Origin of the sequence: Virgibacillus salarius (assembly GCF_039521925.1) — a bacterium.
In the GTDB taxonomy this organism is placed as follows: Bacteria; Bacillota; Bacilli; order Bacillales; family Amphibacillaceae; genus Virgibacillus; species Virgibacillus salarius.
The window spans coordinates 1-15,598 of sequence record NZ_BAAACY010000032.1; the positions used below are offsets into that span (position 1 = coordinate 1).

Annotated in this window: 14 protein-coding genes; 13 read left to right on the forward strand and 1 reads right to left on the reverse strand. The window is 37.7% G+C overall.

All coding sequences use genetic code 11. The annotated features are described in order from the left end of the window. The 12 genes from ABDZ84_RS05140 to pyrE form a co-directional block, all read left to right on the forward strand. Positions 1-206 (forward strand): hypothetical protein (locus ABDZ84_RS05140; protein WP_343780451.1); only part of this gene is annotated, 206 nt, incomplete at its 5' end. Between the two features lie 256 nt (positions 207-462). Further along, positions 463-933, forward strand: coding sequence for a signal peptidase II (gene lspA, locus ABDZ84_RS05145; RefSeq protein WP_026680820.1), 471 nt, complete (start codon positions 463-465; stop codon positions 931-933). Beyond that, a complete protein-coding gene (locus ABDZ84_RS05150; protein ID WP_121605060.1) occupies positions 930-1,841 on the forward strand; it encodes an RluA family pseudouridine synthase in 912 nt (303 codons plus the stop codon). Before lspA ends, ABDZ84_RS05150 begins: the two co-directional genes overlap by 4 nt. A gap of 210 nt (positions 1,842-2,051) precedes the next feature. Beyond that, a complete protein-coding gene (gene pyrR / locus ABDZ84_RS05155; protein WP_026680822.1) occupies positions 2,052-2,597 on the forward strand; it encodes a bifunctional pyr operon transcriptional regulator/uracil phosphoribosyltransferase PyrR in 546 nt (181 codons plus the stop codon). Positions 2,598-2,781: 184 nt separating this feature from the next. Further along, on the forward strand, positions 2,782-3,711 hold the full coding sequence (locus ABDZ84_RS05160) for an aspartate carbamoyltransferase catalytic subunit (RefSeq protein ID WP_026680823.1): 930 nt from the start codon (positions 2,782-2,784) through the stop codon (positions 3,709-3,711). Then, on the forward strand, positions 3,665-4,945 hold the full coding sequence (locus ABDZ84_RS05165; RefSeq protein ID WP_166530029.1) for a dihydroorotase: 1,281 nt from the start codon (positions 3,665-3,667) through the stop codon (positions 4,943-4,945). The genes ABDZ84_RS05160 and ABDZ84_RS05165 overlap by 47 nt, the downstream gene beginning before the upstream one ends. Next, positions 4,942-6,036 (forward strand): carbamoyl phosphate synthase small subunit, encoded by a 1,095-nt coding sequence (locus ABDZ84_RS05170; RefSeq protein WP_026680825.1) that lies wholly within the window; start codon positions 4,942-4,944, stop codon positions 6,034-6,036. Before ABDZ84_RS05165 ends, ABDZ84_RS05170 begins: the two co-directional genes overlap by 4 nt. Continuing rightward, on the forward strand, positions 6,029-9,229 hold the full coding sequence (carB, locus tag ABDZ84_RS05175) for a carbamoyl-phosphate synthase large subunit (protein ID WP_026680826.1): 3,201 nt from the start codon (positions 6,029-6,031) through the stop codon (positions 9,227-9,229). The genes ABDZ84_RS05170 and carB overlap by 8 nt, the downstream gene beginning before the upstream one ends. After that, on the forward strand, positions 9,226-9,984 hold the full coding sequence (locus ABDZ84_RS05180; protein WP_026680827.1) for a dihydroorotate dehydrogenase electron transfer subunit: 759 nt from the start codon (positions 9,226-9,228) through the stop codon (positions 9,982-9,984). The genes carB and ABDZ84_RS05180 overlap by 4 nt, the downstream gene beginning before the upstream one ends. Further along, the gene (locus ABDZ84_RS05185) at positions 9,981-10,892 is read left to right on the forward strand and encodes a dihydroorotate dehydrogenase (protein WP_026680828.1); all 912 of its coding nucleotides are present in this window, start codon (positions 9,981-9,983) and stop codon (positions 10,890-10,892) included. The genes ABDZ84_RS05180 and ABDZ84_RS05185 overlap by 4 nt, the downstream gene beginning before the upstream one ends. Continuing rightward, positions 10,889-11,599: an orotidine-5'-phosphate decarboxylase gene (gene pyrF, locus ABDZ84_RS05190; RefSeq protein ID WP_026680829.1), complete on the forward strand. Its 711-nt coding sequence runs from the start codon at positions 10,889-10,891 to the stop codon at positions 11,597-11,599. Before ABDZ84_RS05185 ends, pyrF begins: the two co-directional genes overlap by 4 nt. After that, on the forward strand, positions 11,586-12,227 hold the full coding sequence (pyrE, locus tag ABDZ84_RS05195) for an orotate phosphoribosyltransferase (protein WP_026680830.1): 642 nt from the start codon (positions 11,586-11,588) through the stop codon (positions 12,225-12,227). The genes pyrF and pyrE overlap by 14 nt, the downstream gene beginning before the upstream one ends. Before the next feature lie 1,571 nt (positions 12,228-13,798). On the opposite strand, the gene ABDZ84_RS05200 is transcribed toward pyrE, so the two are convergent. Then, a complete protein-coding gene (locus ABDZ84_RS05200; RefSeq protein WP_026680832.1) occupies positions 13,799-14,563 on the reverse strand; it encodes a class I SAM-dependent methyltransferase in 765 nt (254 codons plus the stop codon). 158 nt (positions 14,564-14,721) lie between these two features. Between ABDZ84_RS05200 and ABDZ84_RS05205 the strand changes: the two genes are divergently transcribed. Next, positions 14,722-15,582: a LysR family transcriptional regulator gene (locus ABDZ84_RS05205; RefSeq protein WP_026680833.1), complete on the forward strand. Its 861-nt coding sequence runs from the start codon at positions 14,722-14,724 to the stop codon at positions 15,580-15,582. Positions 15,583-15,598 lie beyond the last annotated feature (16 nt).

Consider the following 15,598-nt stretch of genomic DNA (forward strand, 5'->3'; position numbering starts at 1 on the left):
CGTTATCCGTGAGTATAAAAGCAGCTGTGTTACTTCATGCTAGCGTTGTAGATCCTGATAATAGCGAAGGCCGGCCACTTCAACTCCTGTGGGAAATGTTTGACCTGAAGATCCACTTTTTTGAGCGTGTTTTGCTAAAAAAGTTAGCGGAAGGACAAACCCCACGGAAAGGGAAGTGGGCAGCCGGAGTGGCGGTCAAGCAGTAGCTATTATTCCATAATAGCTACTAGAGAAAGCGTAAATCTGAGCATTTAGTGATAAGGACTGAGCGAATTTTGCTCAGTTTTTCTAATTTGCAGAACATATGCAATTGCTTATACGGAAAATATCATATTAAATTGGAAGTTATATTGTACAAGGAGGGTTACTTGCGTAAATACATTCGTATGATATATATTGAAATTACTTTGTGAAGTGGGTAAGATAAATATTGATGTCAATTTAAAAATCGGGGGAAAAGGAATGTATTGGTATTACTTAATTGCTCTATTCATTATCGGCTTGGATCAACTAACAAAATGGATGATTGTTCGATCAATGGAACTTGGAGAACAAATCACGGTTATTAATAATTTCTTCTACATAACATCTCATCGTAATACTGGAGCAGCATGGGGGATTTTAGAAGGCCAGATGGTGTTCTTTTATATTGTAACAGCTATTGTTGTAGTAGGTGTTATCTATTACATGCAAAAACACGCGAAGGAGAGTAAGACCTTAGCAGTTTCGCTTAGTCTTGTATTAGGTGGGGCAATTGGTAATTTCATTGATCGTCTATTTCGTCAGGAAGTGGTTGATTTCTTTGATTTTATTATTTTCGGCTATGATTTCCCAATATTTAATGTAGCTGATTCTAGTTTAGTTATTGGTGTAGGTTTAATAATCATTGCAATGCTTATCGATGAAGCAAAGAAAGGAAAAGCAAAATCATGAAACCGTTAGAGCATACTATAACAGAAGAACAACATCGCGTTCGTATTGATAAAGTATTAGCTGATCTAAACAAAGATATGTCCAGATCACAGGTACAAACTTGGATAACACAGCAACTTGTTTTAGTAAATGGAGAAGTGGTCAAAGCTAATTATAAATGTCAATTGGGTGACCATATAGAATGGTCCATTCCTAAAGCAGAACCATTACAATTAGCTCCTGAGGCTATTGAATTAGATATAATTTATGAAGACAGTGATTTATTAGTCGTAAATAAACCAAAAGGAATGGTTGTTCATCCATCTGCAGGTCATCAACATGGTACACTTGTTCATGCGCTGCTATATCATTGTGAAGATCTATCAGGAATTAATGGAATAGAACGTCCAGGAATTGTCCACCGGATTGATAAAGATACGAGTGGTTTGTTAGTCGTGGCAAAAAATGATCAAGCACATCAGCACTTATCTAAGCAATTAGCGAATAAGGATATAAAAAGAAAATATCATGCTATGGTTCACGGCAATATTCCACATGAAAAAGGATTAATTGATGCACCGATTGGTAGAGATCCAAAAGATCGACAAAGAATGGCTGTTGTGGAAAATGGGAAGCCTGCGGTTACTCATTTTCAAGTTATAGAACAATTTTCCGATTATACACATATTGAATGTCAATTAGAAACGGGAAGAACACATCAAATACGTGTTCATATGAAATATATTGAATACCCGTTAGTTGGTGATCCAAAGTACGGTCCAAGAAAAACGATAGATGTAAACGGACAAGCTCTCCACGCAAAGGAGATCGCGTTTACACACCCAACCACTAAAGAATGGATGCATTTTGAAGTAGATTTACCTGATTATTTCCAAGAGTTGATTGACTACATTCGTAAAATGTATTGACAATCAAACCATGGTTTGTAATAATAAAACAGACGAATAAATATGATCCTTTAACTATAGCCCCGTGAGGCTAAAAAGGTTACGGAAATTGATGCAACATCGGAATCCAAATCCCTTTTCCTCATGGAGAAAAGGGATTTTTGTGTGCAATTTAACATATAAACATGTTGGGTCTAACCCAAATTTTTCTTATGATTGGTTGGTGGAAAAATGAAAAAGAAAACGGATATTTTAGATAAGCCGGCAATAAACAGAGCCTTAACAAGAATTGCTCATGAAATTCTAGAAAAAAACAAAGGTGGGGACGACCTTGTACTTGTAGGAATAAAAACAAGGGGTGTTCCACTGACCAAACGATTACAGGAGAAAATTAAACAAATTGAAACGATCGAAGTGCCAATCGGTGAATTGGATATCACCTTATATCGTGACGATTTAGATAAGGCCACGGAAGGTGAAGACCCGGATTTAAAGGAAACAAATATTCCAGCAGATATAACTGGAAAAAAAGTTATATTATTAGATGACGTTCTTTTTACTGGGAGAACTGTGCGAGCAGCGATGGATGCTGTTATGGACTTAGGAAGACCTTCGCAAATTCAGCTCGGCGTCTTGGTCGATCGTGGCCATCGCGAACTACCCATTCGAGCAGACTATGTAGGGAAAAATATTCCGACATCAGAAAAAGAGATTATTATGGTTCAATTAGAAGAAATCGATGGAAAAGAAGATACTGTTTCGATATATGAAAAATAGGAATTAACCTTCTTTAGAAAGTAAATGAATAAAAACTGTATACGAAACCTTTAATCAGATACGAGAGATCTGAAAGGTTGCCCAGACCTACGTGTGTTCTTCTCTACACGTATACCTCTTTGCGACCTTTAGGCAAAGAGGTTTTTTTATGAAAATTAAAAATATGCATGGATAAGGAGGAACTATGCGACATTTTTTTTCTGTGAATCAGTTAAAGGAAGATGAAATTATTCGCGTTTTACATCAGGCAGAACAATTACGGTTACAGCAACAATCATTTACGAAGCAATTATTCGCTGCGAATTTATTCTTTGAGCCCAGTACGAGAACAAAAATGAGTTTTATAGTTGCTGAGCGTAAATTGGGCATGGACGTGCTTGATTTTCATGCTGATTATTCTAGTACACAAAAAGGTGAATCATTATACGATACGGCAAAAACATTCGAAGCTATAGGTGCTAACCTATTAGTTATTCGACATCAAGCAGATTATTGGATGAATGAATTGAAGAATCAACTTAGTATCCCAATTATTAATGCAGGAGCTGGTAAAGCAGAGCATCCAACGCAGTGTATGCTTGATTTACTAACAATCTATCAGGAATTCCAACAATTCCATGGGATTAAAGTTGTTATTGCAGGTGATATATTGCATAGCAGAGTGGCAAATTCCAATGCACATACATTACGTAGGCTTGGAGCAGAGGTGTATTTTGCTGCTGCTGACGGTTGTAAAGATAACAATCTTGATTTCCCTTATCTGTCCATCGACGAAGCAGTAGAATGTTGCGATGTTCTTATGCTATTACGCATTCAGCATGAAAGACATCGGGAAATTTTCATAAACAACAAAGACTACTTAAGAAAATATGGATTAACAAAGGAACGGGAAAGGAAAATGCATCCGAAAGCAATTATTCTACATCCCGCACCAATTAACCGAGGAGTAGAGATTGATACGGAATTAGTAGAATGCGAACGTTCTAGAATTTTCAAACAAATGAACAACGGTGTGTATACACGTATGGCCATTATTAAAAAACTATTGCAGGAACGGGGGATTATCCATGAAACGATTGCTGAAAAACGTAAAAAAACTGTCATCAACGGGTGAACTAGAGAGCTGTGAGCTTCTCATTGAAGGTACATCTATTACAAAAATAGCTTCTAGGATAACGGAGAGAGCTGATCAAATGATTGATGGAAAAGGGAATCTATTGGCTCCAGGTTTTATAGATGTGCACATCCACTTACGAGAACCTGGTGGTGAACATAAGGAAACGATTTTTACAGGTACTAATGCTGCTGCTAAAGGTGGATATACGACTGTTTGTGCAATGCCAAATACGAATCCAGTACCAGATAATACGACTACTATTCAAAATATATTAGAAAGTATAAAAGCAGAAGCTGTGGTTCGTGTTCTTCCATATGCTGCCATAACAAAAAAACTGCAAGGTAAAGAACTAGTTGATATAAAAGAAATAGCCCAAACAGACATTTTTGCTTTCACAGACGATGGTGTGGGCGTTCAAACGGCGGATCACATGCTTCAGGCTATGAGGGAAGCAAAGGCATGTAATAAAGTAATCGTTGCTCATTGTGAAGATAATTCTATTGTCTATGGTGGTGTGATGCATGATGGTGAAGTTAGCAAACGTATGCAGATGCCAGGCATTCCAGCTTTGAGCGAATCGGTACAAATTGCAAGAGATGTACTGCTAGCTGAAGCAACTGGATGTCATTATCATGTATGTCACGTTAGTACAAAGGAGTCTGTCCGAATTATTCGCGATGCGAAGCGGGCGGGAATTCATGTAACAGCTGAAGTAACGCCACATCATTTATTACTTAATGAGTCGGCAATCACAACAGATGATGCGAATTTTAAAATGAATCCTCCTTTACGTGCAAAGGAAGATCAGCAAGCCTTATTAGAAGGATTGTTGGATGGCACAATTGATTTTATTGCAACAGATCATGCACCACATGCGAAGGAAGAAAAAGAACGTGGTTTTCTAGAGGCGCCATTTGGGATTGTCGGACTAGAAAATGCATTTTCTTTGCTCTATACATACCTTGTTCAAACAGGGAAAATTACACTCAAACAGCTTATCGATTGGCTAACGATCAAGCCGGCAGAAATATTTCAACTACCATACGGCAAGCTCGATGTTGGTAGTGTCGCAGACTTAACTTTAATAGATTTGAAAAAGTCATTAACCATTGATAAAGAAACGTTTTATTCAAAAGGTAAAAATACACCTTTCCATCAATGGGAGGTTACAGCTATTCCAGTTTTAACAATTTCGGAAGGAAACATAGTCTATGAGGAGGATCTAAAATGACGAAACGACAGCTTATATTAGAAGATGGATCGGTATTTGTTGGTGAAAGGTTTGGAAGCGAACAAGAAACAACTGGAGAAATTGTCTTTAACACAGGGATGACTGGTTATCAAGAAATTATAACAGATCCTTCGTATTGTGGTCAGATTGTCATGATGACATATCCACTGTCGGGGAATTACGGCATCAATCGAGATGATTTTGAAACGGTAACACCGTTTATTCATGGTTTTATTGTGAAAGAAGTTGCTGACTATCCTTCTAATTTTCGTAATGAGGAGACGTTAGATCATTACTTAAAAGCGAATGGTATACCTGGAATTTCTGGTATTGATACACGAAAGTTAACAAAGATTATTCGAAAATATGGAACGATGAAAGCTAAAATTGTGAATGCAGAAGTCCAGCCAGAAAAAGTTATCTCCCAGCTTAAAGGAATAACATTGTCGAGAAATCAGGTTTCACAAACATCAACGATTAAACCGTATGTGGTTCCTGGAAGAGGGAAACGAGTGGTAGTGGTTGATTGTGGTATGAAGCATGGAATTCTTCGTGAACTAACAAAACGTGATTGTCATATTACGGTCGTTCCTTATAACTATAGCGCAGAAAATATAGTACGTATCAAACCAGATGGCATTATGCTTACGAATGGTCCAGGAGATCCAAAAGATGTTCCAGAAACAATCAACATGATTAGACAGGTAATTGGCAAAATCCCGGTTTTTGGTATTTGCTTAGGACACCAATTATTAGCACTTGCATGTGGAGCAGATACAGAAAAAATGAAGTTCGGTCATCGTGGATCTAACCATCCAGTAAAGGATATCCGAACGAATCGAACATATATTACATCCCAGAATCATAGCTACGCTGTAAAACAAGCATCTTTAATACAAACGGATTTAAAGCTTACACAAATTGCGCTTAACGATAATACCGTAGAAGGAATTGAACATTCTATTTACCCCGCTTTCTCTGTACAGTATCATCCAGAAAGCTCACCAGGGCCAGAAGATACAAGTTATTTATTTGATTCATTCTTAAAAATGATGGAGCAGGTAAAAAAGGAGGAAAAGGTATATGCCTAAAAACACTTCAATAAAAAAGATTTTAGTAATAGGCTCTGGACCGATTGTTATTGGCCAGGCGGCAGAGTTTGATTATTCGGGAACACAGGCTTGTCAAGCATTAAAAGAAGAGGGATATACCGTATTATTGGCCAATTCTAATCCAGCAACGATTATGACGGATCATACGGTAGCTGATAAGGTCTATATGGAACCTCTAACGGTTGAATTTTTAACAAAAATTATTCGCACAGAACAGCCAGATGCTTTATTACCAACACTTGGTGGTCAAACAGGACTGAATTTGGCAGTAGCGTTGAACGAAACAGGCATATTAGCTGAATATCATGTAGATTTATTAGGAACATCCTTAGAGGCTATTCAAAAGGCAGAGGATCGTGAGAAATTTAGAAATTTAATGAATGAATTGGCTGAACCGGTTCCAGCTAGTCAGATTGTCAACACGGTGGAACAGGCTTGTGCGTTTGCGGAGGAAATTGGTTATCCAGTCATTGTTCGACCAGCCTATACGTTAGGTGGCACAGGTGGTGGAATGTGTAATAGTGAAATAGAATTAAAAGAAATTGCACGAAATGGTCTGGCTTTATCGCCTGCTAGTCAATGCTTGATTGAGAAGAACATAGCAGGATTTAAGGAAATTGAATACGAAGTGATGCGAGATAAAAATGATCAAGCCATTGTCGTGTGTAATATGGAAAATGTTGATCCAGTAGGCATTCATACAGGGGATTCCATCGTTGTTGCACCTTCTCAAACATTAAGTGATCGCGAGTATCAGCTATTACGAAATGCCTCGCTAAAAATTATTCGGGCATTAGAAATTGAAGGAGGATGTAATGTCCAGCTTGCAATAGATCCTAATAGCTTTCAATATTACATTATTGAAGTAAATCCAAGAGTTAGTAGATCCTCAGCACTTGCGTCGAAAGCTACAGGCTATCCAATTGCTAAAATGGCCGCTAAAATTGCTGTTGGTTTAACACTGGATGAGATTATTAACCCGATAACCGGCAAAACCTATGCATGCTTTGAACCAGCACTTGACTACGTTGTGTCAAAAATTCCTCGATTTCCGTTTGATAAGTTTACTGCAGGCGATCGCTATTTAGGAACACAGATGAAAGCTACAGGGGAAGTAATGGCAATAGGTCGTAACTTTGAAGAATCATTGTTAAAGGGCATTCGCTCACTAGATATTGGAACAGAGCAATTATGGCTAGCCAATTTAGAATGTACAAGTGATGATGAATTAAAACAGCGGTTGCAAAAGGCGGATGATGAAAGGATCTTTGTTTTAGCGGAAGCTTTACGTAGAAAGTTGTCTGTTGACGAGATATTTCAATTAACAAAAATAGATCGATTTTTCTTAAATAAGTTACAGCGTCTCATCATCATTGAAGAGAAATTAAAGCGTAACAAGCAGGAACCTTCCATGCTTTTAGAAGCTAAGCGCCTTGGGTTTTCCGATGCACATATTGCTCGTTTATGGGAGCAATCAGAGGATGATATATACAACTATCGAATCAAACAAAATGCTTTGCCTGTTTATAAAATGGTCGACACTTGTGCAGCTGAATTTGAATCGGAAACGCCGTATTTTTATAGTACCTATGAAGAGGAAAATGAGTCTATTCAATCTGAGCAGAAGAAAATCCTTGTACTTGGGTCTGGGCCAATTCGGATTGGTCAAGGGATCGAATTTGATTATGCGACGGTTCATTCCGTGTTAGCGATCAAGGAGATGGGATATGAAGCCATCATCATGAACAGTAATCCGGAGACTGTTTCCACTGATTTCAGTATTTCAGATAAATTATATTTCGAGCCATTAACATTAGAAGACGTGATGCATGTAATCCAGTTAGAACAGCCAGAAGGTGTTATTGTTCAATTCGGTGGTCAAACTGCCATTAATTTAGCGGCAGGACTTGAACGTCGAGGTGTGAAGATATTAGGGACAAATTTAGAAGCGATTGATCGAGCAGAGGATCGAGACAAATTTGAGCTATTAGTAGATGACTTACAGCTCTTAAGACCACAGGGGAAAACGGTGTTAAATATGGAAAAAGCGAGAGAGGTAGCTAACACGATTGGTTACCCTGTGTTAGTAAGACCTTCTTATGTCATTGGTGGAAGTAGAATGGAGATTGTTTATAATGACCATGAATTAGAATCATATCTTGCTAAGACAGATCATGTTGCAGACTCTCATCCAATCTTAATTGACAAATATATTACCGGTATGGAGGTAGAAGTTGACGCGATAAGTGATGGCGATACGGTTATCATCCCGGGTATTATGGAGCATATTGAACGTGCCGGTGTTCACTCTGGTGATTCAATAGCCGTGTATCCACCCCAACGAATAAGTGAATCTGTGAAACAAAAATGTTTGGATGCAGCTACTCGTATTGCCTATGCGCTTCAAGTTAAGGGGCTGATTAACATTCAATTCATTGTTTGTGATCAAGCGGTATACGTACTTGAAGTAAACCCAAGAGCAAGTAGAACAATTCCATTCTTAAGTAAGATCACTGGTGTAACGATGGCAAATATTGCTACGAAATGTATACTTGGGGAAAAGCTTCAGGAGATGGGCTACGTAACGGGAATCTTACCTGAAGACGATCAAGTATCCGTTAAAGTACCTGTGTTCTCGTTTGAGAAGCTTCGTAGTGTTGATACCATTTTAGGTCCAGAAATGAAATCTACTGGTGAAGCCATCGGTTATGATAAGACATTAGAAAAAGCATTATATAAAGGGCTTATCGCATCAGGAATTAAATTACCACAAGAGGGAGCAGTGCTATTAACGGTTGCTGATAAAGATAAACAGGAGATGCTTGGAAATGCAGAGCGATTTCATCAATTAGGCTTTCAATTATACGCTACCGAAGGAACTGCAGCTTATATTCGAGATGCTGGAATACCAGTTACTAAAGTAGAAAAAATTGGTGCAGAGAAACCAAATGTCCTTTCGATTATTGAAAATGGGGAAGTACAATATGTAATCAATACGTTAACTTCAGGACAGCAGCCACGTTCAGATGGATTTAGAATTCGTAGAGAATCTGTGGAACATGGTATTGCTTGTTTAACAAATTTAGATACTGCAAATGCAATCCTTAATGTAATAGAATCTATGACATTTCAAGCTAAACCGATGCAGCAAAAAGAGGTTGTCATCTTATGATGCGTAAAGAGAACATGGTTATTTTAAAGAAAAGCCCCATAGCGCAAGATACCATCGAAATGGTGCTTGAGAACAAATATATAAGCAATACAGCAGTGCCTGGACAATTTTTGCACCTACAGTTGAAAGGGCATATGCTAAGACGCCCAATATCTATATCTCAGGTTGATGAACATGCGGAAACAGTCACGATTCTTTTTAAAGTTGTTGGTAGTGGTACGAAAGAATTAGCTTCCTATCCCATTGGAAATTCCATCGATGTACTTGGTCCAAGCGGAAATGGTTTTCCGCTTGAACCTAAAGCTAATTCAACAATTCTTATTATAGGAGGCGGTATCGGTGTACCTCCACTCTACTATTTGGCACGAAAATTAAAAGAGCAACAGGTGAATATTGTCTCTGTATTAGGCTTCCAAACCAAAGAGAGTGTGTTCTATGAAGAAAAATTTGCTGAACTCGGTCGGACAATTATTGTAACTAATGATGGCAGTTATGGTAGAAAAGGATTCGTAACCAACGTATTAGACGATGTAAGTAGTATTGATTGTTATTACTCATGTGGACCATTACCGATGTTACAGGCTATTACCGCTCAAATGGCAGGAAAACATGGGTATATCTCTTTGGAAGAGAGAATGGGCTGTGGAGTAGGCGCTTGCTTTGCTTGTGTCATTCCTACAGATGATTGCGGAGGCTATAAAAAGATTTGCAAAGATGGTCCTGTATTTCCTGCACAGGAGGTGCAACTAGTATGAGCTTGGCGATTGAATTACCTGGTTTATCATTAAAAAATCCAATTATGCCTGCTTCGGGATGCTTTGGGTTTGGTAGAGAATATAGTCAATTTTATGACTTGAACAAATTAGGTGCCATCGTTATGAAAGCTGCCACAATGGAACCTAGATTTGGGAACCCAACTCCACGAGTCGCCGAAACAGCAGCTGGGATGTTGAATGCCATTGGATTACAGAACCCTGGTGTTAGTAGCATTATAGAAAATGAAGTGCCTTTTTTAGCAAGCTTCTCCACACCAATCATCGCAAATATTGCTGGTAGTACGTTAGAAGAATACGTAGAAGTAGCAAAAGCATTTAATGAAGCAGGTGACGTTACTGCCTTAGAACTGAATATTTCCTGCCCAAATGTTAAGGAGGGCGGGATCCAGTTTGGAACAGATCCAAAGATGGCAGCAAAGGTAACAGAACGTGTTAAAAAGGCAAGTAATCTACCTGTCTATGTTAAACTCTCACCAAATGTATCAGATATTGGGACAATGGCAAAAGCAGTAGAATTAGCTGGAGCCGATGGGTTATCGATGATAAATACACTTACTGGAATGCAAATGCATTTATCTGCAAAACGTCCTTTACTGGCAAATAAAACGGGAGGGTTATCTGGACCAGCAATTAAACCAGTAGCGATACGAATGATTTATGAAGTAAAAAAGCAAGTCAATATTCCAATAATTGGGATGGGAGGAGTAGTAAACGCGGAAGATGCTCTTGAGTTTTTATTAGCGGGAGCTAGTGCGGTGGCTGTAGGTACGGCAAATTTTCAAAACCCTTATGTCTGTATAGAAATTATCGAACAACTACCAAAAACATTAGCTGCGTATGGTTTTAATTCCGTAAATGATGCAATTGGAAAGGGGATATGTTCATGAAGACACCAATATATCTTGCATTGGATTTTCCCAATTGGGAACAAACGAAAACGTTTCTTGAACAAAATGATTTACATGGTGTACCAGTAAAGGTTGGTATGGAGTTATTTTATAAAGAAGGGCCCATCCTTATCGAACGATTAAAAGAAAATGGACATGCTATCTTTCTTGATCTAAAGCTTCATGACATTCCAACAACGGTGATGCGTGCTATGGAAAATATTGCTAAGCTGGAAATAGATATGGTAAATGTTCATGCCCTTGGAGGCAGTGAGATGATCAAACTGGCCAAGGAAGGGCTTATAAATGGCAATCCAAATTTCCAAACGAAATTGCTCGCAGTAACCATTCTAACCTCGATGGATCAATCGATAATGAATCAGGAAATGCTAATTTCAGGTGATGTAGAAGCAAATGTCCTTCATTTTGCAACGTTTGCTAAACAGTTTGGGGCTGACGGAGTTGTCTGTTCTGTACTTGAGGCGAAGGCTGTGAAGGAACAATGTGGGACTTCGTTTCTAACCGTAACTCCAGGAATTAGGCTCACTAATACCGATAATAATGATCAAAAACGAATTGCAACACCTTCTTTCGCCAGAGGTAACGGGTCAGACTTTATTGTTGTGGGTAGAACCATTACAAAAGCAGATAATCCAAATAAAGCATATAAACAATTAAAAGAGGAGTGGAAAAATGCAGGAGCATGACCACATCGTACGTGAATTACTAAGAATCAAAGCTGTACAAATAAAAACAGATGGGTATTTTACTTGGACTTCTGGTATACAGTCGCCAATTTACTGTGATAATCGTCTAACCATGTCTTATCCTGAAGTACGCAAACAGATTACCACATCCTTTATTAAACGAATGAATGATTTGCAAATAAAGCCTGATATGATTGCTGGATGTGCTACTGCTGGAATACCACATGCAGCTTGGTTAGCAGATGAATTAAACCTACCGATGATCTATGTTCGATCAAAACCAAAAGGTCATGGAAAAGGTAATCAGATTGAAGGCGAATTAGAGTCTGGTAAACAGGTGCTTGTTATTGAGGACCTCATTTCCACTGGTGGTTCTTCGATTGAAGCTGCGCAAGCAATTGAAAAAAATGGTGGAAAGGTTTGTTCTGTATTTGCTATTTTCACCTATGGATTAGCTACTGCAGAAACAGCTTTTACTGAAGCGGGTTTTTCCCACCATACCATTACGGGCTTTGATCAATTAGTGAATGCGCTACTATTAGATAAAGAAATTACAGAAAATGAAAAGCAAAAGTTATTAAAATGGAGAGAGGACTTGGGGAAAATCAATAGTCGTTTTAATAGCTAAAGTGTTCCTTATGTTATAAGTCTAACATATTGTTAATTGATTGCAGAAAGGGTTAGGGACGAACCTAAAATAGTTAACTCAAAAGCCGTGAAACAAAAATAAATGTTGATACGAAGCGCGGTCAAAGGACATAGACTCCCACGGGTACGGCCTCAGCTACTTTGGTAAAGAAAAACACGTGGATCTTCGGACTCGTGCTGTTTTCGCTGGATAAGGAAGGCTTCAGCAGGGATACATCGTAGCAGAAAAAGCGTTCTTTTTCAAGGAGTCTCGTATATTTTAGGTGCTATATTAATTATTTTATCAAAGAACGAATGATAATTAATTTGAAATAATTTTCATTCGTTTTTTGATTGTTTCTTCATTACTTTTGTCTCAGCCTCTCTTACTGCCAGTTATAGGCTATATGCGGGATAAAAAGGTCTTTAGGCCTTTCTTATAAGTTAAGAAAGTATAAAATCAGTGCAATGACTGCGTTAAACCAAGTAGTTATTTTGAAATGTTTGATGTATATTGGCAATGCTCCGACTAATTACTTCGCTTTCCGCAGGCACGGCCTCAACTAACTTTGCAAAGAAGAACACGTTGCAAAGTGGATTTTCGGCTCGCGCTAATCCCGCAGGAGTCTACGTAATTAGTCTCCGCTATGAGAAGGTGCAACAATTCTTGTCATAAGTAATAGGTTGACTTTTTTTACAATGGGTAAAGTGAAAATCGTTATCCGTGAGTATAAAAGTAGCTGTGTTACTTCATGCTAGCGTTGTAAGGCCGGCCCACTTCAACTCCTGTGGGAAATGTTTGACCTGAAGATCCACTTTTTTGAGCGGGTTTTGCTCAAAAAAGTTAGCTGAAGGACAAACCCCACGGAAAGGGAAGTGGGCAGCCGGAGTGTTGGTCAAGCAAAGTAGCTATTATTCCATAATAGCTACTAGAGGAAGCGTAAATCTGAGCATTTAGTGATAAGGACTGAGCGAATTTTGCTCCGTTTTTCCTATAGGGTTAGGTTGTATAATCGTTGCTGGGATCTTTTGTTATTATAAAATTAAAAGTATGAGTCTACCGCTTGAACTAAGGCTTCATACGTGTGGTAATCTTTTTGATGTAAATCGTATTTTTTCACATTTCAATAGCATATAAAGTAGCTCATAACTTAAACACGATTCAACAAGTAATGAAAAGTAACGAAGGTGAATAAGGTTACTAATGAGACTAAGAAACAAATTATATTTATAAATCTATGCTTCCCATCGTTTATTTTTAGTATTTCACTTATAGAGAGTAGTATTGCGATAAATGAAAGGGTAATAACAGTCGCGACAATAAAATATAACGCAATAGCAATACTATCTACAGTAAATGTTTTTCCTAAGCCCACAATAGAAATGTTACCCATTAATATTAGATAAGTAATAAGAACATTGTATTTAGTTGTTTTCTTCATGAAATAATTTCTCTCCTCCTTATATACCGTAGTAACATATAAGATTAGAGCTTACAAGATAAATGAAATGAACTATTTTTATTGGTACTTCTGTTTGTATTTCTCTTTGATACGTAAATAATTATCTTAATCATTTATTTTCTATTAATGCGAACCACTCATCAATAAAAAAACGCTGCACGGATCCTTGATCTAACTGAATCTTATAATACGCTTTTATCTGCTCATCTGCCTCTTTAATAAAATGATAGACTTTTTGTTTATCTTCTGGATGATCCAAGGTTCGATTTATCCACTCGGTATATGACAACTCTTTCTTCCGTACGTTTTCTTTTACGGTGTGTAATCCATAGCTGTCTAACAGCTGTTTCCATTCGAAGATAGGCAAGCATCGTACATGACTAAAATCACGCATACCTTCTAATTGATTGATGAAATTAGCATAGACAGATTGTCTTGGTGCAATATTATCAATAAATAAAAATGTACCATTTGTCTTTAATACACGCTTTACTTCTTGAATGAATTTTTCAGGGTGAGGAAAATGGTGAGCAGCAGTCCTACAGGTAATAATATCAAATGTGTTATTCAAAAACGGTAAGCTTTCTGCATCCGCAAGAATGTAATCAATGTTATGAATATCTTGAAGGTAATTTTTCGTGTTTTCTAGCATTTCTTTCGTTAAGTCCGTTGCATATACCCTCTCAACGAAAGGGGATAACTGTTTTGCTACATGACCACCACCGGTAGCAATATCCAGCAGTTTCATACTTGTTTCCAGCTCTAGCCAATCCTTCATTAAGGATAAATCACTTCCCCGTGCATGTGTAGCACTTGTAATATATGCTTGTTTGTTTTTAGCAAAAGATTTTTTTACATTTTCTTTTTCTCTCATACGCTCATCTCCTCATTGATCTGGAAAATATCTTCCAGTGAATGTTGATTGGCTGAATAGATTATTACTTTATCACTAATAGCATATGTATTATAATGCAATAAGTAAAATACTTAAATATAATTAAAATGAATAATTATTAGTTATAGGGGGATATAATGAAAATCGATGATTATGAATTATTATTAAAATTGCATGAGATAGGGACAATTAGAGGTACTGCAAAAGCAGTTCTGATCTCACAGCCAGCGGTAACACAACGATTGAAATACATTGAGGAATATTTTGGACATATCATCTTTATCCGAACACCGAAACGGCTAATTCCAACCCCAGAAGGCGAGATAATTCTAGAACATGCTAAAACAGTTATGGCAGGAGAAAGAGCAGTAAAAAATAAATTAGCACAATCAAGTGAGGAAGTTCAAGGCACGCTTTCCATTGCCTGTTCTTCACTGATTAGTCAACGATATCTTCCAGCTATATTGGGTAAATTCACGTCGCTCTATCCTAAGGTAGCAATTGATTTAGTGACAGGAATTAGCGAAGACATTAAGCGTCATCATAAGAATTATCATGTGTGTATTATTCGTGGCGAGAAATTAAAGGAAAGTACATGTATCCGCTTATTTGATGATCCGCTTTATATATTTGATACAGAACCATTTCCTACAGATGCATTAAAAGAGCGCCCGCTTATTTCTTTTAAGTCGGATGACAGTATGCATGAATTGGTTGATAATTGGTTATATGTACAACAGGATAAAATTAAACCAGTTAAAACCATAACAGTGGATCAAATTGAAACATGTAAACAATTTATGAAACAAGGACTAGGAATGGCTGTACTACCTGAAAGTGTTTCTGACTCGATGCGAGATGAATATCCAAACATAGCATTAAAATTAGATGGAGAGGCTGTTTCTAGACATACGTGGGTTTGCTTTCAAGATGGGGTACGCGAGCTCCCGCAGGTGGATCATTTTATTGATGAATTGGTAGAACTATTAACACTTTAATGTTTTATTCACGGTA

Coding starts and splice junctions, on each gene's coding strand:
- ABDZ84_RS05150 (WP_121605060.1), top strand. CDS start 930: ATGAAACCGTTAGAGCATACTATAACAGAAGAACAACATCGCGTTCGT.
- ABDZ84_RS05180 (WP_026680827.1), top strand. CDS start 9,226: ATGATGCGTAAAGAGAACATGGTTATTTTAAAGAAAAGCCCCATAGCG.
- pyrR (WP_026680822.1), top strand. CDS start 2,052: ATGAAAAAGAAAACGGATATTTTAGATAAGCCGGCAATAAACAGAGCC.
- pyrE (WP_026680830.1), top strand. CDS start 11,586: ATGCAGGAGCATGACCACATCGTACGTGAATTACTAAGAATCAAAGCT.
- ABDZ84_RS05165 (WP_166530029.1), top strand. CDS start 3,665: ATGAAACGATTGCTGAAAAACGTAAAAAAACTGTCATCAACGGGTGAA.
- ABDZ84_RS05170 (WP_026680825.1), top strand. CDS start 4,942: ATGACGAAACGACAGCTTATATTAGAAGATGGATCGGTATTTGTTGGT.
- pyrF (WP_026680829.1), top strand. CDS start 10,889: ATGAAGACACCAATATATCTTGCATTGGATTTTCCCAATTGGGAACAA.
- ABDZ84_RS05200 (WP_026680832.1), bottom strand. CDS start 14,563: ATGAGAGAAAAAGAAAATGTAAAAAAATCTTTTGCTAAAAACAAACAA.
- ABDZ84_RS05160 (WP_026680823.1), top strand. CDS start 2,782: ATGCGACATTTTTTTTCTGTGAATCAGTTAAAGGAAGATGAAATTATT.
- lspA (WP_026680820.1), top strand. CDS start 463: ATGTATTGGTATTACTTAATTGCTCTATTCATTATCGGCTTGGATCAA.
- carB (WP_026680826.1), top strand. CDS start 6,029: ATGCCTAAAAACACTTCAATAAAAAAGATTTTAGTAATAGGCTCTGGA.
- ABDZ84_RS05185 (WP_026680828.1), top strand. CDS start 9,981: ATGAGCTTGGCGATTGAATTACCTGGTTTATCATTAAAAAATCCAATT.
- ABDZ84_RS05205 (WP_026680833.1), top strand. CDS start 14,722: ATGAAAATCGATGATTATGAATTATTATTAAAATTGCATGAGATAGGG.